At 59.6% G+C, this 24,462-nt stretch carries 19 protein-coding genes and 1 tRNA gene; 3 read left to right on the forward strand and 17 right to left on the reverse strand.

The genetic code is table 11. The annotated features are described in order from the left end of the window. Window positions 1-318 precede the first annotated feature (318 nt). Entirely contained in the window at window positions 319-681 is a 363-nt protein-coding gene (locus AC1RQB_RS21175) for a DUF6124 family protein (RefSeq protein WP_063343829.1), read from the forward strand. Window positions 682-733: 52 nt separating this feature from the next. Here AC1RQB_RS21175 and AC1RQB_RS21180 read toward each other — a convergent pair whose 3' ends face one another. The 6 genes from AC1RQB_RS21180 to AC1RQB_RS21205 all read right to left on the reverse strand — a co-directional run bounded on the left by AC1RQB_RS21180 (window position 734) and on the right by AC1RQB_RS21205 (window position 7,571). Beyond that, complete coding sequence (locus tag AC1RQB_RS21180; RefSeq protein ID WP_063343828.1) at window positions 734-1,726, reverse strand: LacI family DNA-binding transcriptional regulator; 993 nt, start codon at window positions 1,724-1,726, stop codon at window positions 734-736. Window positions 1,727-1,801: 75 nt separating this feature from the next. Further along, window positions 1,802-3,304, reverse strand: a complete 1,503-nt coding sequence (locus AC1RQB_RS21185) for a glycoside hydrolase family 32 protein (RefSeq protein ID WP_081235342.1) — start codon at window positions 3,302-3,304, stop codon at window positions 1,802-1,804. After that, window positions 3,301-4,446, reverse strand: a complete 1,146-nt coding sequence (locus AC1RQB_RS21190; RefSeq protein ID WP_063343826.1) for an ABC transporter ATP-binding protein — start codon at window positions 4,444-4,446, stop codon at window positions 3,301-3,303. The genes AC1RQB_RS21185 and AC1RQB_RS21190 overlap by 4 nt, the downstream gene beginning before the upstream one ends. Window positions 4,447-4,473: 27 nt before the next feature. Next, the gene (locus AC1RQB_RS21195; RefSeq protein WP_008074255.1) at window positions 4,474-5,316 is read right to left on the reverse strand and encodes a carbohydrate ABC transporter permease; all 843 of its coding nucleotides are present in this window, start codon (window positions 5,314-5,316) and stop codon (window positions 4,474-4,476) included. After that, window positions 5,313-6,275 (reverse strand): carbohydrate ABC transporter permease, encoded by a 963-nt coding sequence (locus tag AC1RQB_RS21200; RefSeq protein ID WP_008074257.1) that lies wholly within the window; start codon window positions 6,273-6,275, stop codon window positions 5,313-5,315. Before AC1RQB_RS21200 ends, AC1RQB_RS21195 begins: the two co-directional genes overlap by 4 nt. Window positions 6,276-6,296: 21 nt before the next feature. Further along, window positions 6,297-7,571 (reverse strand): ABC transporter substrate-binding protein, encoded by a 1,275-nt coding sequence (locus AC1RQB_RS21205; protein ID WP_063343825.1) that lies wholly within the window; start codon window positions 7,569-7,571, stop codon window positions 6,297-6,299. A 168-nt stretch (window positions 7,572-7,739) separates the two neighbouring features. Between AC1RQB_RS21205 and AC1RQB_RS21210 the strand changes: the two genes are divergently transcribed. After that, on the forward strand, window positions 7,740-9,305 hold the full coding sequence (locus tag AC1RQB_RS21210) for a carbohydrate porin (RefSeq protein WP_063343824.1): 1,566 nt from the start codon (window positions 7,740-7,742) through the stop codon (window positions 9,303-9,305). A gap of 89 nt (window positions 9,306-9,394) precedes the next feature. On the opposite strand, the gene AC1RQB_RS21215 is transcribed toward AC1RQB_RS21210, so the two are convergent. The 4 genes from AC1RQB_RS21215 to AC1RQB_RS21230 all read right to left on the reverse strand — a co-directional run bounded on the left by AC1RQB_RS21215 (window position 9,395) and on the right by AC1RQB_RS21230 (window position 15,471). Continuing rightward, window positions 9,395-11,371, reverse strand: a complete 1,977-nt coding sequence (locus tag AC1RQB_RS21215; protein ID WP_063343823.1) for a metallophosphoesterase — start codon at window positions 11,369-11,371, stop codon at window positions 9,395-9,397. 97 nt (window positions 11,372-11,468) lie between these two features. Continuing rightward, window positions 11,469-12,287, reverse strand: a complete 819-nt coding sequence (gene dapF / locus AC1RQB_RS21220; RefSeq protein WP_207267304.1) for a diaminopimelate epimerase — start codon at window positions 12,285-12,287, stop codon at window positions 11,469-11,471. An 87-nt stretch (window positions 12,288-12,374) separates the two neighbouring features. Continuing rightward, on the reverse strand, window positions 12,375-14,114 hold the full coding sequence (locus tag AC1RQB_RS21225; RefSeq protein ID WP_063343822.1) for a dipeptidase: 1,740 nt from the start codon (window positions 14,112-14,114) through the stop codon (window positions 12,375-12,377). Between the two features lie 244 nt (window positions 14,115-14,358). Continuing rightward, window positions 14,359-15,471, reverse strand: a complete 1,113-nt coding sequence (locus tag AC1RQB_RS21230) for a CapA family protein (RefSeq protein ID WP_063343821.1) — start codon at window positions 15,469-15,471, stop codon at window positions 14,359-14,361. 152 nt (window positions 15,472-15,623) lie between these two features. Between AC1RQB_RS21230 and AC1RQB_RS21235 the strand changes: the two genes are divergently transcribed. Continuing rightward, window positions 15,624-15,698, forward strand: a tRNA-Gln gene (locus tag AC1RQB_RS21235). A gap of 199 nt (window positions 15,699-15,897) precedes the next feature. Here AC1RQB_RS21235 and AC1RQB_RS21240 read toward each other — a convergent pair. The 7 genes from AC1RQB_RS21240 to AC1RQB_RS21270 all read right to left on the reverse strand — a co-directional run bounded on the left by AC1RQB_RS21240 (window position 15,898) and on the right by AC1RQB_RS21270 (window position 24,318). Then, window positions 15,898-17,898: a peptidase U32 family protein gene (locus AC1RQB_RS21240; protein WP_063343820.1), complete on the reverse strand. Its 2,001-nt coding sequence runs from the start codon at window positions 17,896-17,898 to the stop codon at window positions 15,898-15,900. A gap of 231 nt (window positions 17,899-18,129) precedes the next feature. Next, the gene (locus AC1RQB_RS21245; protein ID WP_063343819.1) at window positions 18,130-19,644 is read right to left on the reverse strand and encodes an ABC transporter substrate-binding protein; all 1,515 of its coding nucleotides are present in this window, start codon (window positions 19,642-19,644) and stop codon (window positions 18,130-18,132) included. 33 nt (window positions 19,645-19,677) lie between these two features. After that, window positions 19,678-20,649 carry an ABC transporter ATP-binding protein gene (locus AC1RQB_RS21250; RefSeq protein WP_063343818.1) on the reverse strand — a complete coding sequence of 324 codons (972 nt, stop codon included), beginning with the start codon at window positions 20,647-20,649 and terminating at the stop codon, window positions 19,678-19,680. Beyond that, the gene (locus AC1RQB_RS21255) at window positions 20,646-21,632 is read right to left on the reverse strand and encodes an ABC transporter ATP-binding protein (protein WP_063343817.1); all 987 of its coding nucleotides are present in this window, start codon (window positions 21,630-21,632) and stop codon (window positions 20,646-20,648) included. Before AC1RQB_RS21255 ends, AC1RQB_RS21250 begins: the two co-directional genes overlap by 4 nt. After that, a complete protein-coding gene (locus AC1RQB_RS21260; RefSeq protein ID WP_063343816.1) occupies window positions 21,629-22,483 on the reverse strand; it encodes an ABC transporter permease in 855 nt (284 codons plus the stop codon). Before AC1RQB_RS21260 ends, AC1RQB_RS21255 begins: the two co-directional genes overlap by 4 nt. Next, window positions 22,480-23,427 carry an ABC transporter permease gene (locus AC1RQB_RS21265; RefSeq protein WP_008074301.1) on the reverse strand — a complete coding sequence of 316 codons (948 nt, stop codon included), beginning with the start codon at window positions 23,425-23,427 and terminating at the stop codon, window positions 22,480-22,482. Before AC1RQB_RS21265 ends, AC1RQB_RS21260 begins: the two co-directional genes overlap by 4 nt. A 3-nt stretch (window positions 23,428-23,430) precedes the next feature. Continuing rightward, entirely contained in the window at window positions 23,431-24,318 is an 888-nt protein-coding gene (locus AC1RQB_RS21270; RefSeq protein ID WP_008074303.1) for a proline iminopeptidase-family hydrolase, read from the reverse strand. Window positions 24,319-24,462: the final 144 nt, after the last annotated feature.

The following is a 24,462-nucleotide window of genomic DNA, read 5'->3' on the forward strand; positions in this document are numbered from 1 at the left end:
TAAAGACACTCCGTGTTACTTCCTGAAGGGCTACAAGACCTTGCGCCGTTACCTACGGTTAAGCCAGAATCCGCCGGCTTGTGCGCCGATGGCCCGGGCTCTATCGTTTCCCTGTCACTGAAATCAGTGATCGGGTTTGGTAGCCCGGTTTCGTATCACGGCGCATTGCGTCACCTTTTATGGTGGTCATGCGCGGGGTCCTTTCGAGGGCGCCGGGAACTGATACGACCGGTCTACCAACCCGCGTATGGCCACCACCCTTCGTTGGTAGCGAGTGTGATGGCTCTTCTTAATAAACTCGTATCAGGAGTTTGATCTATGTTCAAAGTAACGCCCAATCCACCGGAGACTGATCCGGCATCCCCGTACGAATCCCTCGATTCAAAAAAACTCAACGAAGCCGCCGAGCGCGCCCTCGATTTCTACCTCAATCCGGCAGCCATCATGAACAACACCCCACGCAAACCCAGCACCATGTACATGGTTGCGCCGGATGTCGACCATGAAGCCTTGCTGGTTCAAACGTGTGAGAACCTGGCGTCGGCCAGTGTCATGGCCAGCGACATTGCTGCATTGGTGGAGGGCACGCACCGTCATACTCTGCTGGCGCTTCAGCAGGTCATCATGCTGGGGGAACTGGCGGTGAATCGAATGCTGGATAACTTCGTTCCACCCAAGTAATCGCTCAGCCCTTTACCGAGAGGCTTGCCCCTCGGTAAAGGGTTTTGATGGCTCACAACGACGTTCTGACCACCAATGGACAATCAACCGGCTGGGCACCCTCTACCTCAAGGGCCTCGATCAGGTGCCGGGCCGCATTGCGACCGATCTCGTAGTACGGCAATTGCACCGTGGTCAGCGGCGGGATGAACAGTTCGGCGATGCCGATCATGTTGTCATAGCCGAGCACGGCGACATCGGCGGGAATTTTCAGGCCTCGGCCCAACAACAGCTGATAGGCACAAAAGGCAATCCGGTCGTTGCCACAGATCAGGATGTCGAATTGCGGGCGACCCTCGATGATGTGCCGGTCGAGGATGGCTGCAGTTTCACCATAGGCGTCATGATCGGAAAGGTCGTATTGCAGGAGTGCGTCAGGCGCAAGGCCAAATGCCTGGCAGGCACGCTGCAGGCCTTTTTGTCGCAAGCCCCAGGCCAGGCTCTGTTTGGGCAGATTGATGCACAGAGGGCGCCGATAGCCTTGGCTCAACGCGTGATGTACGGCTCGATACTGCCCCGTTTCGTCATCGGGCACATAACTGACCAGGCGACTGTCATCTGCCAGGCAATTGGCGAGCACCAGGGGTTTGCTCTTCAAGCGTTCGGGAATGCACACCTGGCGAAATCCCATGGCGCTGAAGATCAACCCGTCGGGACGGTGCGACAGCATCAGGTCAATGTTCTGGTCGGTTGGCGGGTTGCTCAGCAGGTTGAGGATGAATACATTCCAGCCCGCCTGCTGCGCGGTCTGTTCGATGGACAGCAGCAACTCGACCGCGAACGGTGTGGTCGCGGTGTCCAGTGCGAACACTCCGATGGTGCGTGACTGGAGGTTGTCGCCGCGCATCTTGCGCGCCGACAGGCTCGGTACGAATTGCAGTTCGTCAATGGCGCGACGCACCCGCTGAAGGGTTTCGGGGCTCAGTTTTTCCGGATTATTGAGCGCTCGAGAAACCGTCATCAGGGACACGCCGGCCAGCTGTGCAACGTCTTTCACTGAAGTCATGCGAGGCGAGGCCGGTCAGGTTGACGCAGGATCATGACACAGGGCCCGGGTTTCTCGCGACTCGAATGACGCCGCTCACAGCCATCCCGAGGCCAGAGGCCATGCCTTGGGAATCGAGACACGGCCGCCACTCCCATTGGCAAACAGCTTCACGCCCAGGCTGTCGGGCCGTGGATAGAGCCGACTGCTGAGGCTGAAGCGCCCGTTTTCGTCGAACACCTCGATGGACGAGCGATCGAGGAACACCCGCAGTTCCAGTCGCTCTTGTGTCGGATCTATCGACACGCTGCGCTGGCCGGTGACTTGCGCACCCGCGCGGCTGCGGTCAAGCACCAGACGCTGCAGCGACGCATCGTAGTAAAGCAGGGTTTCTTCATGACCATCGTCGCTGCAGCGCAAGGCGATTCCGAGGTGGCCGCTGGTGCAGCCGCGCAAATCCAGATGCACATGGATTTCGAGCATGTCTCCATTCACTTCCGGCACCCACCGGCTTCCCGAACCCTCCCACCAAGACACGCCCGGCAATGGCGCCATGCGCAGAGCGGTGAGCTCCCGTGCCGGGTACACGCAAAGCCGATCGGCGTGCAGTTCAAGTTCGCGCGGCACACCGAGCATGCCGCACCAATGATGGGCCTGGCTCGGCATCGGGCTTTCCCACATGTCGAGCCACGCCCACACAAGACGCCGGCCATCGGCGGCCAGAAGCGTTTGCGCGGCATAGAAATCGTGGCCGTTATCCAGCTCGATAAAAGGCCCGCCGGTGAAGTGCCATTGACTGTCGAGTCGGCCCACTCGATAACCGGTCTGGTATTTGTTGAGCCGTTCATAACCCTCGGGCTGCATGCCCTGAGGGGAGTACAGCAGTACATCGCGCCCGTTCAGCCGGAACAGGTCCGGGCACTCCCACATATAGCCATCGCCCTCGCTGCCGCTGGACACATAGTCGAGGAATTCCCAGCTATGCAGATCCGTGGAACGGTACAGCGGCAGCAACGGCACATCGCCCAGACGCGCGCCGGCAATCAGGTACCAGCCGTCATCCTCCTGCCATACCTTGGGGTCGCGAAAGTGCATGATCGTGTCTTGCGGTGCGGTGTCGATGACGGCGCCATGCTTGACGAACTGGATGCCGTCGGTGCTGGTGGCCAGGCACTGGACTTGACGGATGTAGCGTTCGTCACCCACTTCCCCCAGCCAGGTGTGCCCGGTGTAGATCAGTGCCAGGGTATCCCCGCACACCACGGCGCTACCGGAAAAACAACCGTCACGATCGAAGTCATCGCCGGGCGCCAGCGCAATGGGCAGATGCTGCCAGTGGACCAGATCGGCGCTCTTGGCATGCCCCCAATACATCGGGCCCCATTTCGCGTCGAAGGGGTGGTGTTGGTAGAACACATGGTATTCGCCACGAAAGTACACCACCCCGTTAGGGTCGTTCATCCAGCCCGCGGGAGGGGCAAGATGATAACCGGGTCGATAATCATCGGTGACGCGAGACAGGCCGTCACTCAGCGCATGCTGCGCAATTTCAAGGGCAGCGGACATTGGAACACTCGTGGAATTCAAAGACACAGTCATAGGGCGCTTGCTCGTGCCGAGCGCAGAGGGACGCCAGCCGGCAGCGTTTCAATGGCGTGTGGGTGACGGCTCAAGGCCACGCCGTCGGCGTCGAACAGGTGCAGGTTGTCGAGGTCCAGCAGCAGCTCAACCCGATCGCCCGCTTGCCATCCGGCGCTGACCTCGCAACGACAGATCAGTGGCTCGTCCTGACCTGTCTCGAGGTGCACATAGGTTTCGCTGCCCAGGTATTCGACCGCGGTCACCACGACGCCGGCGGTTCCATCAGCTGCTTTGAGCGACACGTGTTCCGGGCGAATCCCCAGGCTCAGCGGCGTGCCTGCCGCCAGGTTCGAGCTGTCGAAGGGCAGGGATGTGATACCCCAAACGAGGGTGTCGACCAGGCTGGTTTCGCCTGGCGTCTGCAGGCGCGCCGACAGAAAATTCATTCTGGGCGAACCGAGAAAACCGGCGACAAAGCGGCTGGCCGGGCGCTCATAGAGTTCGCGCGGTGAACCGACCTGTTCTACGCGACCGCCATTGAGCACGACAATTTTGTCGGCCAGGGTCATCGCTTCAACCTGATCGTGGGTGACGTAGATCATGGTCGAGCCGAGTCGATCATGCAGTCGGGCGATTTCGTTGCGCATCTGCACCCGCAAGGATGCATCCAGGTTGGAAAGCGGTTCGTCGAACAACAGAATGTCCGGCTCCCGCGCCATGGCTCTGCCCATGGCCACACGCTGACGCTGCCCACCGGAGAGTTCCTTTGGCTTGCGTTGCAGCAGTTTGTCCAACTGCAGGATTTGCGCAGTTTTCAGCACGCGCTCGCGCAGGCTGGTCTTGTCCGTCTTGGCCAGTTTGAGACCAAAACTGATGTTGTCGTAGACGCTCATGTGCGGGTACAGCGCATAAGACTGAAACACCATGCCGACGCCACGCTCGCGCGGCTCCAGGTCGTTGACCCGACGCCCGTCGATCAGCAGGTCGCCGCCGCAGATCGAGTCCAGGCCGGCGATCAGTCGCAGCAGGGTCGATTTTCCGCAGCCCGAAGGGCCAACGAATACAACGAATTCACCCGCCGCGATTTCCAGGCTGACGTCGCGAAGAATACGCATGCCGCCCAATTGCTTGTTTACGTTGTCCAGTTTCAATTTGATCACGATGCTGTTCCTTGTCTTTGTTGGGCATCAACCCTTTAACGCGCCGGCAGTGAGACCGGAAACGATTCGGCGCTGGAAGATCAGCACCAGAATCACCAGTGGGACGGTGACCACCACCGATGCAGCCATCAACAACCCCCAAGGCAACTCATGGGGGCTGCCGCCGGAAATCAAGGCGATGGCGACCGGCACCGTGCGTTGGGTGTCGGTGAGGGTGAAGGTCAGGGCAAACAGGAACTCGTTCCACGCGGCGATGAAAGCCAATAAGCCAGTGGTGACCAGTGCGGGCCAGAGCAGCGGCAACAGCACGCGGGTCAGCGTGACCCAGGGTGAGGCGCCATCCATGATTGCCGCTTCTTCCAGTTCATGGGGCAGTTGCCCCATGAACGTGGTCAGCACCCAGACGGTGAAGGGCAGGGTGAAAATCGTGTAGCTCAGGATCAACGCCCAGGACGTGTTGTACAGGCCCAGCGCGCGGATCACTTCGAACAGCCCCGACAGCACCGCGACCTGGGGAAACATCGACACGCCAAGGACCATCATCAAGACCGTGCCACGCCCACGGAACTTCACCCGGCCCAAGGCATAGGCGGCGGTCAGGCTGAGGAACAGCGCCAATGTCACCACGCACAGTGCAACCACCAGCGAGTTGCCGATCGCCCGCAGGAATGAGGCTTGATTGAGTACCGCCGCGTAATTGGAGAAGTCGGGGTTCTCGATCCAGTAACTCACCTCGAACAAGGCGCTGGACGGTTTCAGCGACGTCACGATGGCGTAGTAGAAAGGGAAGACTGCATACAGCAGCAACACCCCGATCAGGCACCAGAACCCGAGGCGCAACAGGGCTTTTTTCAGTAGGCGCAGGTTCATGACCGGACCTCCAGTTGACGGCGTCCGAGGTAGAGATAAAGCAGGGCGATGACCGCAACCACCAGAAACAGCAGCGTTGAGGCCGCGCTGCCGTAACCGACGTCCTGGAACTCCACCAGGTGCTGGCGGGCATACACCGACATGCTCATGGTGCTCGATGAGTTCGAGGTCAGCACATAGATCACGTCGAACACCCGCAGCGAGTCGAGGATGCGGAAGATCGCCGCCACCAGCAGTGCGGGCATCAGCAGGGGCAGCGTGACACGCCAGAACACCTTCAGTGGATGAATGCCATCGACCCTGGCGGCTTCGTAGCAATCGCTTGGCAACATCTGCAATGCGGCCAACATCAGCAGCGTGACAAAAGGCACGGTCTTCCAGACGTCGACGATGATCACCGCCCACATCGACAGATCTGCATCCGCCGTCCAGGCCAGGGGCGCGTCAATCAGGCCGAGGCTGAGCATCAGGTGATTGATGATGCCGAACTGGTCGTTAAGCATCCATGACCAGATCTTCGCCGAGACAATGGTCGGAATCGCCCAGGGAATCAGAATCAACGCACGCACCAGAGCACGTCCGGTGAACTTGATGTTCAGCAGCAACGCCACCAGCAGCCCCAGTACGACTTCCAGTCCCACCGACACCACCGTGAAATACAAGGTGTTGCGCACCGCATTCCACCATTGCGGGTCGACCAGAATGCCCGACCAGCTGGAACCGTTGTGGAACAGATAATTGCCAAAGCCTATGAAGGTTCCGCCACCGGTGTCCGCCAGGTTGGCGTCGGTCAGGCTGAACCAGAATGTGCGCAGTAGCGGCCAGGCTGCCACCAGGGCCAGACACAGCAACATCGGCGTCAGAAACAGCCAGGCGGCGCGCACTCGGCGACGTTGTACGGGCGTTTCCCTGGTGAGCAGAAGCTCATCACAGGGGGCATGGGTAGAAGAGACAGACATGGTGATTTCCTTCCTTGTGGCTTACCAGTTCCGGCGTTTGATGCGCGTGAGTTCGCTTTCCAGTTCCGCCAGCGCCTGATCGACAGGCAACTCGCCCGCCAGCACGCCATGCACTCGATCGAAGAACGCATTGGAGACCCGTGGATAGCGATCGGCAGTGATGGAGGCGGGGCGCATGACCCCATCGTTGAGAATGCTGTGCAGCTGCGCGTAATAAGGCATGGCCGCGAGCAGTTCGGGGTCTTGATACAGCGACTCGATAACCGGGTTATAGGCGCCTATCAGGGCACGATGTTTTTGCTCTTGAGCGCTGGTCAGGTAGCTCACCAGTTCTGCGGCAAGTTTTGGATGGGCGCTGTAACGCGATACCGCCAGGCCCCAGCCACCGAGGGTGGATGCATGGGTGCCGGTCTCGCCGCCACGGGGCAGGGGAGCAACCCCGACCTTGTCTTTTACGGCACTGTCCTGACCTTGGACCAGGGCCCAGACATACGGCCAGTTACGCATGAACAGCGCATTGCCCGACTGGAATACGCCACGGCCTTCTTCCTCGGTGTAATTGAGCACGCCGCGCGGGGAGATGTCTCCGACCCAACTTTTCGCCAGGGTCAACGCTGTTCTTGAGGCCTGACTGTTGACCACGATGTCGCCTCGTGAATTGACCAGCCCGCCTTCCGGTTGGCTGCTGATCCACTCCAGCGCATTACACGTCAGGCCCTCGTAGGCGCGCCCTTGAAAGATGTAACCCCACGCATTGGGGTTCCCGGCAGTGCGCTCGGCCTGTTGAATATTCCTGGCGGTAGCGGTCATTTCCTCCCAGGTCCGGGGAACCTGCTGGTTGTACTTCTCGAGCAAGTCCTTGCGGTAATACAGCAGGCCCGAGTCGGTGAACCACGGCATCGTCACCAGCCGTCCGTTTACGGTGGCGTTATCCACCTGTGCCTGGAAATAGCCCTGGGTCGCGTTGGCGGGAAGCACCTCGCGCAGATCCAGCAGATGTTTGGCCAGCATCCCCGGCCACACCATATCGATTTGAATGATGTCGATGTCGCTGGACTGCGCACTGAGGATCTGTTGGTAGAACGACAATCGCTCGGTTGCCGAGTTAGGCGTGGAAACCACCTCGACGTTATTGCCGGTCTGTTTCGACCACGCCTGGACAGCCTCTTTGCAGAGTTGTAACTCCGCACCCACCGCCCCGCACGAGATCGTCAAATCGGCTGCGCTCGAGAGGGATGGAAGCCCGGCGCAGAGGGTGAGCAGTGCTGCTGGAAGAAGAGATCTGAGCTGTTTCATAAAGCCCTCTTTATTTTTGTTTTTAGAAAAGTTAACGTTAACATCGCCAAATGTAGCAGCGTATTTGCGATGAGGCATCCTTTTTTTCGTGGATTTTGACAATTAACAATTCACGAAAAAAAGGCCGGTCGCAGGACAGAAAAATAAAAACAAAACAGGAAATCCCCCATGCAGAAAGCATCAAGCTGGCTACTCGCAGGCGTACTCGGCACCTCGGCGGCCACCTCTCAGGCCGCGACCCTGGAACAACGAATGGCCGCGTTTGAAGCGCGTGCCGCCGCTGCGGAAAAACGCGCCGCCGCAGCCGAGCAGCAAACCCAGGCACTCGCCAGGGAATTGCAGCAGATCAAACTGGCGACTCCCGCCTTGCAGCCGGCGGCGTCCACTACAGCCGCCACTGCGGCCCCCACTCTGGACACCCGGCTGGCAAAACTCGAAGCCCGTCAGCAAAGCATGGAAAAGCAAGACAGTAGCGGACACCTGACTGACGGTTTCAGCTTCAAGGGCTATGCCCGCTCCGGATTGCTGATCAACGATGGGCTGGGTGGTGGTCGTGGCGGCCCTTACACAACGCCTGCCGGTTCAGTCGGTGGTGCCGTCGGGCGACTCGGTAACGAAGACGACACCTACATGCGCATAGACCTGTCGAAAGAGATGTATGCGCAGAACGGCACCCGATCCAAATTCACCGTGTCCATCGCCGACGGTGTGGAAAGCTCCAACGACTGGACCGCCGACGAGAGCAATCTGAACGTGCGTCAGGTGTTTACCGAGCTCGATCATCTCGCCGCCTTCAAGGGCAACTCAGTGTTCGAGAACTCCACCCTGTGGGCTGGCAAACGATTCGACAGAGACAACTTCGATATCCACTGGCTGGACTCGGACGTCGTCTATCTGGCTGGCACTGGAGGTGGAATCTACGACGTGCAGATGAACAAGAACTGGCGCTCGAATTATTCCTTGATGGGGCGTAACTATGGGGATTTCAGTGAGGGCGGTGTCAATGCCGATGTGGAAAGCTACATCCTGACCTCCAACCAGTTCTTCGATAATGGTCAGTGGCAGTGGATGTTCAATGGCATTGGCTCAAAGAAAAACGACTTTGGCACTCGCACCAATGAAGCGGGCCTGACGCCTGCGGATTCCGGCTTGCACAGCATGCTGGCCAATCATCAGAAAAACTTTTTCGGCCGCGAAGGCTTCTTTAAAACAGCGCTGCTCTACGGGCAAGGTCTGGGGGCAGAGGTCAAGAACATCGGTGCGGATGGCGAGCTGATCGACGATGCCCGTGCGCTGCGTCTGGCCCTTTACGGCGAGACGCCCATTGCACCCGGCTGGCGCATAGGCCCCAGTTTGCTGGCCGAACAAAGCAAGGACAGATACGTCAAGGGTGACGACTACCGCTGGATGACGTTGAACGTGCGGTTGGCCAATGAAATCAACAGCAATTTCGAGATGGCCTACGAGATGAGCTGGCAAACCATGGACCTCGACCCCAAGGGCTACCTGCAACGTAATGCGGTCGATGGTAACTTCTGGAAATTCACGATTGCCCCGACATTCAAACCTGACGTTGGAGACCTTCTCACCCGTCCGGAATTGCGAGTATTCGCAAGCCTGATGAACTGGTCTTCGGATCTGGACGGATACAGTTCCACAGACAACTTCGGCAAGTCGGACTTCAACGCAGGCGGTGTATGGCAGTACGGCATACAGATGGAAACCTGGTTCTGATATCTGCTTCATCTGTATAGGAGCCAGGCTTGCCGGCGAAGGCGTCTTTGAAAGCGCCTTCGCCGGCAAGCCTGACGCCTACGAAGCGTTCATGGGGCGGTTCTTCCACGTTGAATCACGATGGGCGGCTCGATCAGTTCCAGTTCGAGCGCCCCCGAGGCTGGCACGAATCGCGGGCCAGTGCTTTCAGGCGTTGCCCGCAACCTCCAGGTGCGCTGCACCTTCGCCAGTTTGGCGACTCCCGATCCCAGGGACCAGCGCCGGCAGACCTTCTCCAACTTGAGTGGGTAAATGGTCAGTTGGTCACCTTTGAAGTGCATGCGCAGGAAACACTTGTGGTCGGCGATGCACTGCGAGGAAAAAACCGCCTCGCTATGTAGCCCCCAAAAGGTATTGCCCATCACTATCCAGGCTCCGAACAACAGGCCTCCCAAACTGCCGCCGAGCACCAGCGTCTCCGCCAGGAACAACACAACCTGGTGCAGGTTTTCAACCTCCAACTGCAGGTAGTGGATGTTGACACGGCCCATCAGCCACAGCAGTCCGATCGCCAGTCCCAGATGAAGGACCCCGTGAACAGCTCCGATGGCATAAGCGAGCTTTCGGGTGCGCTTGACCCCGGCAGCTGAGAACACGGCACAACCCAGCACAATGATCACGGCGAACATCACCGACGAAGGACTGTGGGACAAGACCAGGAGCAGATGTCGCCAGACTTCGCTGATGTTGGGAATAGACGCTTGGAGGTCAGACAACACGTCCATCAGGCTGCGATTGCCTCGTGCCGGGTGGGGCACCGTGCTGGCGCTTTGTACCATCCAGTCGAACAGCAGGTACAAGATGGCCAGCATGGCGCAGAACGAGAGATTGCGGGTAGGTAGCCGCCATGCCCGATTACGCAGTTGCTCGGAGGTCTTTTTGGCCGGGTAGACCGCTGCCAGCTCGTAATGCTGGCGGGTTCCGCCAACGTTGATCGGCTTGGGCGGATCGGGAAGGTGATGGGTGGCATTCAAGAAGGCGCCACCGCCTCCGCAGGTGATGCGCTGCGGCGCCTGGGTGCCCGCTTTTGGCTGATAGCGCGCGTAGTGGTGTGAGTCTCCGGCCAACACTACCGCGAGGTGGTCACCCAAGAGTTCCTCGATCTCGCGCAGGCTGCGAAAGCGCGGCGTCTGGGTTTCGATCGAGGGCAAGGCCTTGCTCTCCTCGCGTGCCAGCCGTTCGGCCTCATCCACCCAACTCGGCTCGGGTGTGCAGAGGATCACGCGATCGCCTGGCTGCAATTTGGCGTGCATCTGCTGGAAGTATTGCTTCTGCTGTCGGTCGATCATGGATTCAAACTGCAGATCCAGGCCCCAGACCCACCAGCCATTGGGCAACTGCAGCACATAGTAACCGGTGCGCTGGCGGGTTTCCCAGGCGCCGATGGGCTTCTGCTCGCAAAACAGTTGGGAGAAACCGCGCAGACCGTCATACCAATCGTGGTTGCCAGGCGTCGCCAATATCCACGGCGCACCCGGCTGCCGTACGGGCTGGGCCTGGTCACCAGGGCGCCCCTTGGGTACCGGCGCGGGAAATGCGGCGCGGAAGGGATCGAGGAAGCGGGTTCGATACCCGTTGCCGGCCGGTGTGGGATAGACCTGATCGCCGCCGAGCAGCAGCACGTCGCCGCGCGGTAATGAGAGCTGGTGTTCCGACAACTCGACAGCATTGCTGACACACAGCGCCATCGAGTAGGTAGAGTCCCAGCCATCGCCGGTATCGGCCAGATAATCGACCCACACGTCACCGTCGGCAACCACCTGGATGGGCGGGTTAGAGTCCCGAGGGTTGAGCATCGCCAGCACTTCGCGCGGGTCGGCGAAGGCTCCCATTGTGGTGGCAACGGCCGTTTGTAAGCCCGTGCGCATCAGCTGCAACGGGCCTAGCCAATTGACCATCGCCTCCTGGGTGTAAAGCTCGATGCGGCTATTGAGCGTGGGAGATTGGGTGGAACGGGTCATGGCGAGGGGCGGAGTGTGCGGCGTATGCACCTCTCCAGCGCGAAACTCAATCGAATGCTCCTTCATCATCCAGCCTCCATTGCTGTAACGAGTTCAGGTACCTCAAAAGGGTGATCTTTTGTCGGTCGATTCAGAATAGGTCAGTTACGCGATGGCTGCCGATTCATAGCCTGTAGGAGAGGCTGTCGTGAACGGTTCCCGAGAACGTTGTCTCTACCGGCCCGATGAGAAAGACAGGTCCCACGCCATCCCATTGAACCGTTACGGTGCCACCATCACATTCAACCTCAACGCAATGGTCTAACAAACCACGACGAATTCCGTTAACAGCGGCGCCACAAGAGCAGGAGCCTGAGCCGAGTGGAATCCCGCCCCCGCGCTCCCAAATGCGCAATCGAATGTGCTTTCGATCAATGATCTGGACGAAATGCACATTCGTCTTGAGGGGGAATAGAGGGTTGGTTTCAATGGTTGGTCCGAGGGTCGCAATATCGACGGCGGTTAGATCATCGACGAAATAGGTGCAGTGCGGATTGCCCATACTGGTCGCTGCTGGGGCACCCGCCAGTGGTAAAACAGCCGTATCCAGTTCCAGCGCCAGGGGAATTTCCGACCAGCCGAAAAGCGGTTCTCCCATGTTGACGGAAATCGCACCGCTTGAGGTTCGCTCACACGTGAGTAGGCCACGGTTGGTTCGCAGCGTTATCGACGTAGTATTTGATTCGCGCATCAGCATATCCGCGGCCCCCCGCGTTGCGCTGCCACACACATCCAGGGTGGAGCCATCGGCATTCCAGAACATCAGGCGCGCAACGGCATCATCGCAATTGAGCAGAACCGCGAGTTGGTTGAACCCGATTCCTCGGTACCGATCACCCATTCGCCGAGCCATGGTGCTTGTCATTGGATTGGCCGAATTTCGCGAGTCCACGATGACGAAGTCATCGCCATTGGCGTGCATTTTATGAAAACTCAGCGGCATAAAGGGATCCTGTCGACCAGGCATGGAAGGCTACCCAGCCCCAATCGCATAAAAATGGACCCGCCAGAATAACGGGTCCGAAAGGGATCAGAGTTTCGGCATCTGCCCGATGCGCCCGAACATTTCGGTCACGATCTGCAGGTCCAGCAGGAACTGGTCGACAGTCTTGAACTCGTTGTCGTTGTGACCGGTGTACTTGACCTCGGGCCTGGCCAGGCCGAACTGCACGCCATTGGGCAACTCATGGACCGAAGTAGCGCCGGCAGAGGTGCCGAACTTGTGTTCCATGCCGAGGTTTTCGCTGGCCACGGCCAGCAGGGCCTTGACCCATTCACCCTCAGGGTTGCGGTGCATCGGCTCGGCGATCGAGTAGTCAAAGGCCGCCGCAATGTGGGTCTTCTTGCTCCAGGTGCCAAGCTTGTCGGCGATTTCGGTCTTGAGCACTTCCGGGGATTTGCCCTTGGGCACCCGCAGGTTGACCGCAAGTTTGAAGGTTTTTTCATCCATCCCGACGTAGGTCAGGGATGCGGTCAGCGGTCCCATGAAGTCATCGGAAAAGCCCACACCCAATTTGCCACCCAGGTAGTCCAGCCCCCAGTTGTCGGCGGCGTAGCGGGCGGCGTCGGTCATGTGGTTGTGCTTGAGCGCGATCTTCCCGTCGAGGCTGTTGATGAAGTCCAGCATTCTTGCCACCGGGTTGACGCCTGACTCGGGCTCGGAGGAGTGGGCGGAAACGCCGGTGACCGTCAGTTTGACGTCCTTGCCGACGACCTTGGCGCTCACCTCGAAGTTGCCGCCATTGCGCTTGGCATAATCGCTACCTGCCTTCTGCAGGCTGGCAGCCAATTCGGCGGGCTTGGCGGTCACCAGGGTGGCGACCGAAGTCGATGGAATCTGGTTGGTTGCCAGGCCGCCCGTCATTGCAACGATTTCGGCGCCTTGGCCCTGTGCGGCGCGCCGAGAAAAACTGGCCATGACGGTGCCGTAGCCTTTCTCGGCAATCACCACCGGGTAGCCGCCATCCAGCGCCAGGTTGTAGTTGGGCGTCGGGTTGTGTTCGAAGTAATAGGGGATGGCGTCGCCGGTGGTTTCTTCGGTGGTGTCTACCAGCAGCTTGAAATTCCTCGCCAGCGGCAGCTTCTCTTCCTTGATGATCTTCATGGCATAGAGCGCCACCACGATACCGTTCTTGTCATCCTCGGTGCCCCGGCCATACAGGCGGTCACCGACCAGAGTGACCTTGAACGGATCGAGTCGGGTGCCGTCTTTCAGGACCCAGTTCTCCGGCGTTACGGGCACCACATCGGTATGTGCGTGAATGCCTACGACTTCGTCGCCATCGCCTGCGAGGGAGATTTCATAGACGCGGTTGTCGATGTTGCGAAAATTCAGGTTGAACGCTTGGGCTAGGCCCTTGAGCTTGTCGGCGATCTTGATGAATTCGGGATTGTCGTGCTGAGCAACGCCGTCCACGCGGAAGGTCGGGATTGCCACCAGCTCGCGCAGGGTCTCGGTGGCAGCGTTGCCGTATTTCACCCGTGCATAGAGGCCCAGCAGGCGATGAATCTCGTTCTGTTGTTCAGCGGTAAGCGGCTTGTTGCCCTGGAAGGCACTGATTGCCGGGCCGAGATCGCTGGTGTGGGCAAGGTCGCTCTTGGCCAGGCGTCCCAGGAATTGCCTGAAATCGGTGACCGATGTGTCACTGAAAGTCTTGAGGATGGTCGCGCTCTGTTGCGGGGTGATGTTGGCGTGCGCTGACGTGGTGAACGACGAAAGGCTGGCCAGCATCAGGGTTGTCGCGGCCAGGTGCTTGAGTGAGAAATCCATTGTTGGGGGCATTCCTTTGCAGGCAGGTTGTAAGAAATATCTGGTCAATGAGTCAGAAACGTTTCCAAACTAACACCACGAGGGAGTGGTACGGGAGTCCCTGGAGGGGGATCTGTCGCACAAAAATGCAAAAGCGACGCAGAAACGAAAAAAACCGGGAAGCGAACAAAGCGCTTTTCATAGGAGCGAGGCAAGCCTGGCTTCTACAAAAAGCCCCCCTGGGCTTTCACATGTTCAAACGGTACTACCAATGCAACTCGAAGGTATTTTTAGCACCCGGCTGGATGCTGCTGCCCAAGCGTGCGCATTCGCGAGAAAGGGTGTCGTGCAGCCATTGATGGTCATCCCCTTCGGCGCGACAGATGCGAAAGCCACGCAAGTGAGTGGGGATCAGGTCCAGCGACTGCAGGTGCCCGTTCGGGTCCAGCGAGGCAAAGTACAGAAGCCCCAAGTCGCCGCGAAAGGCTGTGTGGCCCTCGATGCCTTCGTAATCGTTCAGCAGATCACCGCAGCCATAGAGAATCAGATGTTCGCGGTACACCTCGATGCCCTTGATGTGGTGTGAGGAATGTCCATGCACTACGTCAACTCCGGCTTCGTCGATCAAGGCATGGGCGAACCGAACCTGCTCGCGCGGGATATCGAACCCCCAGTTGCCGCCCCAGTGAATGGAGGCGACCACCAGGTCCCGCGGTTTTTTGCTCTGGAGAATCCGTTCGGCCACAGGACGCAGGCTGTGCATCGACAGATCTTCCAGACGCGCGACACCCGCGCGCCTGTCCGTGGCGGCCCAGTCCGGCGGTATGCCACTGTCAGGTGCGCCGAGGCCATACACCAACAAACGTCGCCCGCCAGGCTGCGGCAGCACGGCGGGTGCTTTGGCAGATTGCCGGTTGTGCCCGGCGCCGGCGCTGCACATGCCGTTGCTCGACAAAGTATCCAGCGTATCGGCCAGGCCGGCTGCTCCCCAGTCCAGCACATGGTTGTTGGCCAGCACGCAACAGTCGATGCCGGCTGCGCTGATGGCCGGGAAGTTCTCCGGGCTCATGCGGTAATTGATGCCTTTTGGTTCCGGTCGTCCGCGGCACGACACCGCTGTTTCCAGATTGATGATGCGTGCGTGTGGCTGGCGACGTTCGAACTCATCCAGCGCAGCGCCCCAGACATAGGTGAAATCGACGGGGAGGGGAATCGGGCCATTGAGTCTTTCTGCCAGCCGGACGTAAACGCCGGCATTCTTGACATAGTCTTCGTAAAGCCGCGGATCGCCAGGATGTGGCAGTACTGAGTCGATGCCGCGGGCGGTCATGACATCGCCGGCGAGAAACAGCTTCAGAGTATCGGTAACAGCCGCCATGGCACCCTCCGGCATCAAGAGTAAGCATCTGTTTTAAAACAAATATATTTTTGTGTTGGCCTTCCCAGACGAAGAGAAAGTTGATAAATTGCCGCCCGTTCTTGCAGCGGTCCTTACAGGGCTTGTAGCGCAAGGGCACTCGCTACAGATACAGGGGCGTCGCCAAGCGGTAAGGCAGCAGGTTTTGATCCTGCCATGCGTTGGTTCGAATCCAGCCGCCCCTGCCATTTTCCTGATACTCATCCAAGTATGGCCCCGCCGACAGGCAGTGCGGGAGTCCTGGAGAGTCGTCATACAGAAAACGCCAACGCCGATCCGGCCTGGCGTTTTTTTATGCCTGCAAATCCCTCTGGGTGACGCCTTTAACATTCAACCGTCTAGCGAGCGCAGCGAGCGCGGCGCCGTAGCGGCGCGCTCGCCAGTCACTCAGTGGGGCGCGCGAGGGATGGTCTTGAGCAGCTCTTCTGGGCTGATGTGGCCGACGACCTGCTGCACCACGCTGCCCGGTTGCGGCAGGTCAAGGATGTGCCCCTTCATCTTGCCGATCACGTGCATCTCGCAAGGCTTGCAGTCGAACTTCAGCGTCAGCACCTCATCACCATGCACCAGTTGCATCGGCGCGACTTTGGTACGCACGCCGGTGACGCCCTTGGCCTGTTTGGGGCAGAGGTTGAAGGAGAAACGCAGGCAGTGCTTGGTGATCATCACCGGCACCTCGCCGGTCTCCTCGTGAGCCTCATAGGCAGCGTCGATCAGCTTGACGCCGTGGCGGTGATAGAAGTCGCGGGCTTTCTGGTTGTAGACGTTGGCCAGGAACGACAGGTGCGAGTCCGGGTACACCGGTGGCGGCTCGGTCTCGGCCTTGCGACCACCACGAGGGTGGGCTTCGATGCGGGCCGTGGTCAGCGCTTCGATGACTTCGCGGCGCAAGGCCTTGAGCTGCGAGTTGGGAATGAAATACGCCTGCGGTGCATCCAGCTCGATAGCCGTGGCGTGGTACTGAGTAGTGCCCAGTTGGCCGAGCAGGTCGTGCAGTTGCTCCAGCGCCTGCTCCGGCTTGTTGGCCAGACCGAATGGACCGTCCAGGGCGACACTGGCGCTGACACCTTCCTCGCTGGTGGCCGTCAGCTCCAGGCGATCCTCACGCAGGCGAGCGACCCAGGCAACACCCACCCGGCGCTCGGCGGAGGTCTTGAGCAGGGCCTGCTGCCAGTTGTGGTCGAGGTTGCGGCTCAGCGGGTGATTCGGTCGCAACTGGTGCAACCCTTTCGGCATCTCATTGGGTTCCACACGATAGCGGTAGCGCTTTTCCCCGTCCTCTTCGAACTCGCCCTTCGGCTCGGCGATGTTGGTACGCCAGCCCACGACTTCACGCTTGACCAGCACATTGAGGCCGTCGCCGTTGGACAGTGGTTCGTGGGTGACCACCAGCAGATCGCGCTTGCCGACTTTCTCCACCACGCCCACCGGCAGACCGGTGAAGGTCGGTGTGTCGAAGGCGCCGATGTCGATCTTGCGGTCGCTGACGAAGTAGTCGGTGCTGCCACGGTGGAAGGTTTTGTCCGGATCGGGCACGAAGAAGTGCGCGGTGCGGCCGCTGGACGCGCGGGCCAGATCCGGGCGGTCTTCGAGGACGTCGTCCAGGCGCTGGCGATACCAGGCTGTGATGTTCTTCACATAGCCCATGTCTTTGTAGCGACCCTCGATCTTGAACGAGCGCACGCCGGCTTCCACCAGCGCGCGGATGTTGGCGCTCTGGTTGTTGTCCTTCATCGACAGCAAGTGTTTTTCGTAAGCGATTACACCGCCTTTTTCGTCCTTGAGGGTGTACGGCAAGCGGCAAGCCTGGGAGCAGTCGCCACGGTTGGCGCTCCGACCGGTCTGCGCATGGGAAATATTGCACTGGCCGGAGAACGCCACGCACAGCGCGCCGTGGATGAAGAATTCGATCGCCGCATCGGTTTCGTCGGCGATGGCGCGGATCTCCTGGAGGTTCAGCTCGCGGGCCAGTACCAATTGGGAGAAGCCAGCCTGGTCGAGGAACTTCGCCCGCGCCAGGGTGCGGATGTCGGTCTGGGTGCTGGCGTGCAACTCGATCGGCGGGATGTCCAGCTCCATCACGCCCAGGTCCTGGACGATCAGCGCGTCGACGCCGGCGTCGTACAACTGGTGGATCAGCTTGCGGGCTGGCTCCAACTCGTTGTCGTGCAGGATCGTGTTGATGGTGGTGAAGACCCGGGCGTGGTAGCGACGGGCGAATTCCACCAATTGGGCGATATCGCTCACCTCGTTACAGGCGTTGTGGCGGGCACCGAAACTCGGGCCCCCGATGTACACGGCATCGGCGCCATGCAGGATGGCCTCGCGGGCGATGGCCACGTCGCGGGCGGGGCTGAGCAGTTCCAGGTGATGTTTGGGCAGGGACATGTTTTTTAGTCTGGCTTGTCACGGTCAAGGTGCGCATTGTAGCGGCGAAATGTTTGATCGGCACCCGTATGCTGCCCGATGGCGACTGCTTACTGAGCAGGGCTGCCGGATAAAGCCGCTGCCAACGGGACTTTTTTGGCAAAAAAAATGGACCTCTTTTCAGAGGTCCATTTTTTATTTCTGGATCAGTCCGGGTTGCGCTGGAGCTGCTTGCTTCAGCGCAACGATTGCTCAGTTCTTCACCGTTTCCTCAAGAGAGAAGCGCCCCAGTGGATTCTGCTGGAAGTTTTCGATGTTCTTGCGCGAAATGTTGATGTAAGGGCTGTAGTAAAGGTCGATCCAGTTGACGTCATTTTTGGCGATCTTCTGCAGGTCGACGTACATCTGTTCACGCTTGGCCGGGGCCGCTTCAATGCGGGCAGCCGATACCAGATCCTTGACCTTGTCGTTCTTGTAGCGGGTCATGTAGTTCATGTTGGTGTCGTGGCCCAGAACGAACGTGGTCTTCTGGTCCGGGTCGAGGATGTCGTTTGTCCAGTACATCACGGACAGGTCGTAGTCACCGTCGACCAGCATCTGCCAGCTCTGGGTGGGGTCAACCTTTTGCAGGGTGGCGGTCACACCGACGGCCGCCAGTTGCTGTTGAACCAGCACGGCAATCTGCTCATCAGCTTCGTTACCGGCGTTGACCACGTAATTCAGCTTCATGCCCGCTGCGCCGGCATCGATCAGCATCTGCTTGGCTTTGGCCGGGTCGAATGGACGCTTCAAATTGTCGGCGTAGTGGTAAAGCGAGCCTTTGGGAATGTAGGAGTAAGCCTCCTGGCCATGGCCGAAGGTCACGGTATCGACCACCGATTTTTTGTTGATCGCCATGTCCAGTGCCTGACGTACTTCAGGCTTGCTCAGCAGACCGTGCTCATGGTTGATCAGCAGGTGATCTTCCCGAGTGGAAGGGTCGGAGTGGATGGTCAGGTTGGGATCCTTGCGCAGCGCATCGACTCGCGAAAACGGTACGAAGATCGCTGAGTCCAGTTCGCCTGCCTGCACCTTGAGCATCCGGGTATTGTCGTCTGGAATGGAAATCCACTCCACGCCATCCAGGCTGACCTTGTCGGCCTGCCAGAAATTCGGGTTCTTCTCCAGCTTCACGCGGTCGCCACGCAGCCATTCCTTGACAAAAAATGCCCCTGACACCACTGGCTCCTGAGCATAGGCATCTTCACCCATGCGGGTCATGGCCTTCTGCGAAAGCACCGACACGGTTGGCGAGGCCAGTTGCGAGAGGAACGGTACCGACGGGGTAGTCAGGGTAACGACCAGGGTCTGTGGATCGGCCGCTTTCGCCGTGTCGATCAGTTTGTAGGCATCGCTCCACAGCGAAGCCTTGTTATCACGAGTGCGCAACAGACTGAATGCCGCATCATCGGCCGTGATCGGCGAGCCGTCGGAGAATTTCGCCGCACGCATTTTGAAGGTGTAGGTCAGACCATCGTCGGAGACTTTCCAGCTTTCAGCCAGGCCGGGTTCCATCTTGCTGCCGGCCTTGTCGACTCGGATCAGTGTGTCGTAGACATTGGAAAACACCCAGGTGTCGCGGTTTTGCGCACTTTTGATCGGGTCGAACGTGGTGCTTTCTTCGCGGCAACCGATGGTGAGTACACCCGCCGCCTGAGCAATGCCGCTGGCAAGGGTGCAAGCGGTCAATGTGGCTGCGGCGAGCAATTTCAAATGCCTGGATCTCATGGTCAAACTCCTTCTTGATGAGTACGTGGTTTTTTAAAACAGAGGCTCCTCGAGCACGCAGTCGTAACGGCGAGCGTCGAGTTGACGGGTAGGGGGCACCACCTGGCTACAAGTGGCACGAACGTAGCGACAGCGTGGGTGAAAGGCGCAACCGGATGGCAACTGCAAAGGGCTGGGCGGTTCACCAGGCAAAGGGTCGGTGGGTAGCGCCCGGGCCGGATCGATTTCTGGAATCGACTGGATCAGCGCGGCGGTATAGGGATGTCGCGGGGAGCGAAATACTTCTTCCACCGGTCCTTCTTCGACGATCTTGCCCAGGTACATCACCGCCACCCGATCACAGAGCCGGCGAACGATCGCCAGATCATGGGCAATGAACACAATCGCCAGGTTCATGCGCTGGCGCAGCTCCAGCAGCAGATTGATGATCTGCCCCTGGATGGACACGTCCAGCGCGGCCACGCATTCATCGGCGACGATCAGGCGCGGCTCCACGGCCAGCGCACGGGCGATCCCGACACGCTGGCATTGGCCGCCGCTCAAGGCGTGTGGTTTGCGCGAGGCCAATTCAGGGCGCAGACCGACCAGCGTCAGCAGTTCACCGACACGGGCCGCAATCAGCGATTCCGGCACCTTGCGTTGTACCCGGAGCACTTCTGCCAGGGTCTGGCCGATGCTCAGGCGTGGATTGAGGGCGGCGTAAGGGTCTTGGAAAACCATCGCCGTCTCATGACGCAGCCGCGTGATGTCGACTTTCCCGGCATGGGCCATGTCGATACCGTCGAACAGCACCTGCCCGGCGTAAATCTCGTTGAGGTGCAGGATCGCTCGCCCCAGGCTGCTTTTACCGCTGCCCGACTCGCCGACCAGCCCGAGCGTTTCACCCGCCGAGAGGGTCAGCGAGACGCCGTTGACCGCCGTCAGCCATTGCCGGTTCATGCCCATTAGACCAGTGCCCGGCGCGGCGAAGCGCACATGCAAATCCTTGACCTTGAGCAGGGTCATGAGTGGTCTCCGGCAGCCAAGGGGTAATGGCAAGCGATGCGGTGTCCATGGCTGACCGGCTGCAAACCCGGCATCAGTGTTGTGCATCGGTTGCCGATTTGCTGGCAACGCGGATTGAAGCGGCAACCCTGGGGCAGGGCGTCGAGCAGGGGCGGTTGCCCGGCGATGGTGTTGAGCAATGCGTGACCGTGACTGGTGGCCGGCTGACAGTCGATCAACCCCGCGGTGTAAGGGTGGCGCGGATGGGCCAGCACCTCGTGCTTGTTGCCGTGCTCGCACAAGCGTCCGGCGTACATCACCGCAATCGAGTCGCAGGTCTGCGCAACGACCCCCAGGTCATGGGTGATCATGATGATCGACAGGCCACGCTGGTCGCGCAGATCGAGCAATAGGCGCAGGATCTGCGCTTGCACCGTGACGTCGAGGGCGGTGGTCGGTTCGTCGGCGATCAGCACGTTCGGGTTGCAACCCAGTGCCACGGCGATCATCGCTCGCTGGCGCATGCCGCCGGAAAATTCGTGAGGGTAACTGTCAACTCGCCGCTGCGGATCGGGAATGCCCACTTGCCGGAGTACGTCGATGGCCTGGGCGCGGGCTTCGCGCCTGCTGGCGCCTTGGTGCAGACGAATACCTTCGCCAATCTGCTCGCCGATGCGCATCAACGGGTCGAGATGGCTGCTGGGGTTCTGGAAAATCATCCCCAATTGACGCCCACGCATGCGGCGCATGCCGGCCTCGTCCAGGTGCAACAGATTTTCCCCGGCCAGTTGCACGGCTGTGCCTTCGACACGCAGGTTCGGCGACGGCAACAGTCTCATTAAACCGCGACAAGCCAGGGTCTTGCCGGAGCCGCTTTCTCCCACCAGTCCGAGCACTTCACCCTCGGCCAGGTCAAAGGACAAACGATCCACCAGCGTCACCTCGTGCTCACCCTTACGGACGATAACGCTGAGCTCTTCGACCTTCAGCACAGGCGCACTCACGAGCGTTCACCCAAGTGTTCGGCAACAGCGTCGGCCAACAGGCTGAAGCCCATGGCCAGGGTGACGATCGCCAATCCCGGGAAGGTGCAGATCCACCAGGCGGAAGTAATGAAACTCTGGCCTTCGGCGACCATCGTGCCCCACTCGGCAGTCGGTGGTTGAACCCCGAGGCCGAGGTAACTGACCGCTGCGCCGTTGAGCAATACCAGCACCGCATCGGACATGGAAAACACGATCGAACCGAACATCGCGTTCGGCAGCAGGTGCCTGAACAGAATGCGCCCATGACCGAAGCCGAGGCTTTTGGCGGCCAGGGCAAAATCGCTTTCCTTGAGTATCAGGATCTGCGAGCGGATCAATCGTGCGTAGGACACCCAGCCCACCAGTGCCATGGCGATATAGAAACTCATCAGGCCGGGACCGAGGATCGCCATGATCGCCAGCATCAACACCAGGAACGGGAAGGCCAGGATGATATCGATCAGGCGCATACAGAACGTGTCGAAACGCCCGCCGATGTAGCCGGACAAAGCCCCGACACACGTGCCGATCAGAAACGGGAAAATCACCCCGATGACCGCCAGTTGCAAGTCGATGCGGGCTGACCAGATCACTCGAGACAAAACGTCGCGGCCAAAATTGTCAGTGCCGAACGGGTGGGCCAGATGGGGCGCCACCAAGCGAATATCAGTGTTCTGGGCGATTGGATCGAAGGGTGCGATCCAGGGCGCGAAGATCGCCAGCACCAGCCAACCGAACAGGATTGTCAGGCCCAATCCCATTGCCAATCGAGGGTTGCGCAAACCCAGGCGCAGGTTCAGTCGGGGGACCGTCGTTGCCTGGCTGCTCATCGGATTTTCACGCGTGGATCGATGGCGACTGTCACCACATCGGCGAGAAAGTTTACCGCCACAGTGGCGCAGGCCAGCACCATCGCCACGCCCTGGACCACCATATAGTCACGGGTGAAGATGCCTCGGACCAATAACTGGCCGATCCCGGGAATGGCGAACAGACTCTCGATGACCACCGTGCCGCTGATCAGCCAGCCGATGTTCACCGCCAGCAGGTTGACGGCGGGTACGAGGGAGTTGGGCAGTACATGGCGACGAAACACCACGTTTTCGGGCAGGCCGCGAGCCCGGGCTGCAGTGACATGGTCGGCTTGCAACTCCATCAGCATGCTTGCCCTCAGGTTACGTATCAATACCGCCGATAACGCCAGGGCAATGGTCAGGCAGGGCAGGACCATGTGGTGCAGTTTGTCCGGCCAGGAACGGCCGTAGCCGGAAACCGGAAACCAGCCCAGTTGTACGCTGAATAGCAGGATCAACATGATCCCCAGCCAAAATGCCGGCATGCCGAGGCCGGCGGTGGTGAACAGGCGGATCAGGTTGTCGCCCCAACCGCCCTTGTTACGGGCCGCAACGGTGGCCAGCGGCACCGCGATCAACATGGCCAGCAGCACGCTGCCAAGCACCAGAAACAACGTGGGCTCGATGCGTGTGCTGATCAGCTTCAAGGCGTCGACCTTGTACAGCAATGACTGGCCGAGGTCGCCGTTGAACAGGTTTTTCAGGAAGTAGAAGTACTGCATCCACAGTGGCTGATCGAGGCCGAACTGAGCGCGCACCCTGAGCAGCCCCTCTGGCGTGCTGCGCGAGCCGAGGAGGGCGCGCGCCGGGTCGCCGGGAATCGAGCGCACCAGCACAAACGTGATGAGACTGATGCCGAACAGCACCGGCAGCAGCTGCAGGGGGCGTGACAGGATGAAACGGTAACGCGACAGATTCATCGACTAACCTCGGTGCCGCTGGAGGAAATCCAGTAACACCGGAAAGTAGGCGTGAGGTTCTTCGTAGAAAGGCATGTGGCTGCTGTTGGGGAACACATGCAGTGCCGCATCCTTGAGCGCCATTTTCATGCGCATGGCGCAGGCCGGCGTCAGTTCGTCGTGCTGGCCGGTGGTAATCAATACCGGCATGGTGAAGTCGGCCATTTCCTGGAGACGGTTCCAGTTTTTCAGGTTGCCGACGTAGAGAAACTCGTTTGGTCCCTGCATGGTTGTGTAGGGCCCCATGTTCCAGTCGCCCAGAGAGCGCGTGACCGGTGCCGGCCACTCGTCCAGGCGGCAGACGTGGCGATAGTTGAGGAGGGTGATTGCCGCTTGGTATTGAGGGTGATCGAGGGTGCCCATGGCTTCATGGCGCTGCATCATGGCCACGGTTTCGCTGCCAAGCGCACCCCGCAGACGCTCCAGTTCCTGAGACAGGTGCGGGATATCGCCTACGGTATTTTCCAGAATCAGGGTTTTGAGTGCATGAGGGTGGTAAATGGCATATTCGATCGCCAGCCAGCCGCCCCAGGAGTGCCCCAGCAAATGCACCCGGCCCAGGTCGAGGGCCTGCCGGACGGTTTCCACCTCAGCGACATAACGGGAAATATCCCACAGGGATGGGTCTTGAGGTCTGTCAGACGCGCCGGTGCCGAGTTGGTCAAAGGCGACCACGCGCAACCCCTTGTCCTTGAGCCAGCCATGGGCGTCACGCAGATAATCGCAGGGAAGCCCCGGGCCTCCATTGAGGCACAGCAGGACCTCATCGCCCTCGCCAAAGCTATAAACCACCAGATTGTGGCCATCGACCTCGACGTTATAGTGCTGGTCCGGCTCGATTTCACGCCACATCGCAATTCTCCCTTTATGATGCTGACCGGTTCGGAGGCTAACTAAATGGCCTACCTTACTGAGTAAGTCTTACGCCCAAAAGCTAGTATTTCTAATAGGTTTTGTCTGGCAGTCCCTCGCCGAGGCGTGGCATTCTACGTGCTG

This window comes from Pseudomonas sp. GW822-FHT02E03 (assembly GCF_058802325.1).

Coding starts and splice junctions, on each gene's coding strand:
- AC1RQB_RS21175 (WP_063343829.1), top strand. CDS start 319: ATGTTCAAAGTAACGCCCAATCCACCGGAGACTGATCCGGCATCCCCG.
- AC1RQB_RS21180 (WP_063343828.1), bottom strand. CDS start 1,726: ATGACTTCAGTGAAAGACGTTGCACAGCTGGCCGGCGTGTCCCTGATG.
- AC1RQB_RS21185 (WP_081235342.1), bottom strand. CDS start 3,304: ATGACTGTGTCTTTGAATTCCACGAGTGTTCCAATGTCCGCTGCCCTT.
- AC1RQB_RS21195 (WP_008074255.1), bottom strand. CDS start 5,316: ATGAACCTGCGCCTACTGAAAAAAGCCCTGTTGCGCCTCGGGTTCTGG.
- AC1RQB_RS21200 (WP_008074257.1), bottom strand. CDS start 6,275: ATGTCTGTCTCTTCTACCCATGCCCCCTGTGATGAGCTTCTGCTCACC.
- AC1RQB_RS21205 (WP_063343825.1), bottom strand. CDS start 7,571: ATGAAACAGCTCAGATCTCTTCTTCCAGCAGCACTGCTCACCCTCTGC.
- AC1RQB_RS21210 (WP_063343824.1), top strand. CDS start 7,740: ATGCAGAAAGCATCAAGCTGGCTACTCGCAGGCGTACTCGGCACCTCG.
- AC1RQB_RS21215 (WP_063343823.1), bottom strand. CDS start 11,371: ATGAAGGAGCATTCGATTGAGTTTCGCGCTGGAGAGGTGCATACGCCG.
- dapF (WP_207267304.1), bottom strand. CDS start 12,287: ATGCCGCTGAGTTTTCATAAAATGCACGCCAATGGCGATGACTTCGTC.
- AC1RQB_RS21225 (WP_063343822.1), bottom strand. CDS start 14,114: ATGGATTTCTCACTCAAGCACCTGGCCGCGACAACCCTGATGCTGGCC.
- AC1RQB_RS21230 (WP_063343821.1), bottom strand. CDS start 15,471: ATGGCGGCTGTTACCGATACTCTGAAGCTGTTTCTCGCCGGCGATGTC.
- AC1RQB_RS21240 (WP_063343820.1), bottom strand. CDS start 17,898: ATGTCCCTGCCCAAACATCACCTGGAACTGCTCAGCCCCGCCCGCGAC.
- AC1RQB_RS21245 (WP_063343819.1), bottom strand. CDS start 19,644: ATGAGATCCAGGCATTTGAAATTGCTCGCCGCAGCCACATTGACCGCT.
- AC1RQB_RS21250 (WP_063343818.1), bottom strand. CDS start 20,649: ATGACCCTGCTCAAGGTCAAGGATTTGCATGTGCGCTTCGCCGCGCCG.
- AC1RQB_RS21260 (WP_063343816.1), bottom strand. CDS start 22,483: ATGAGCAGCCAGGCAACGACGGTCCCCCGACTGAACCTGCGCCTGGGT.
- AC1RQB_RS21265 (WP_008074301.1), bottom strand. CDS start 23,427: ATGAATCTGTCGCGTTACCGTTTCATCCTGTCACGCCCCCTGCAGCTG.
- AC1RQB_RS21270 (WP_008074303.1), bottom strand. CDS start 24,318: ATGTGGCGTGAAATCGAGCCGGACCAGCACTATAACGTCGAGGTCGAT.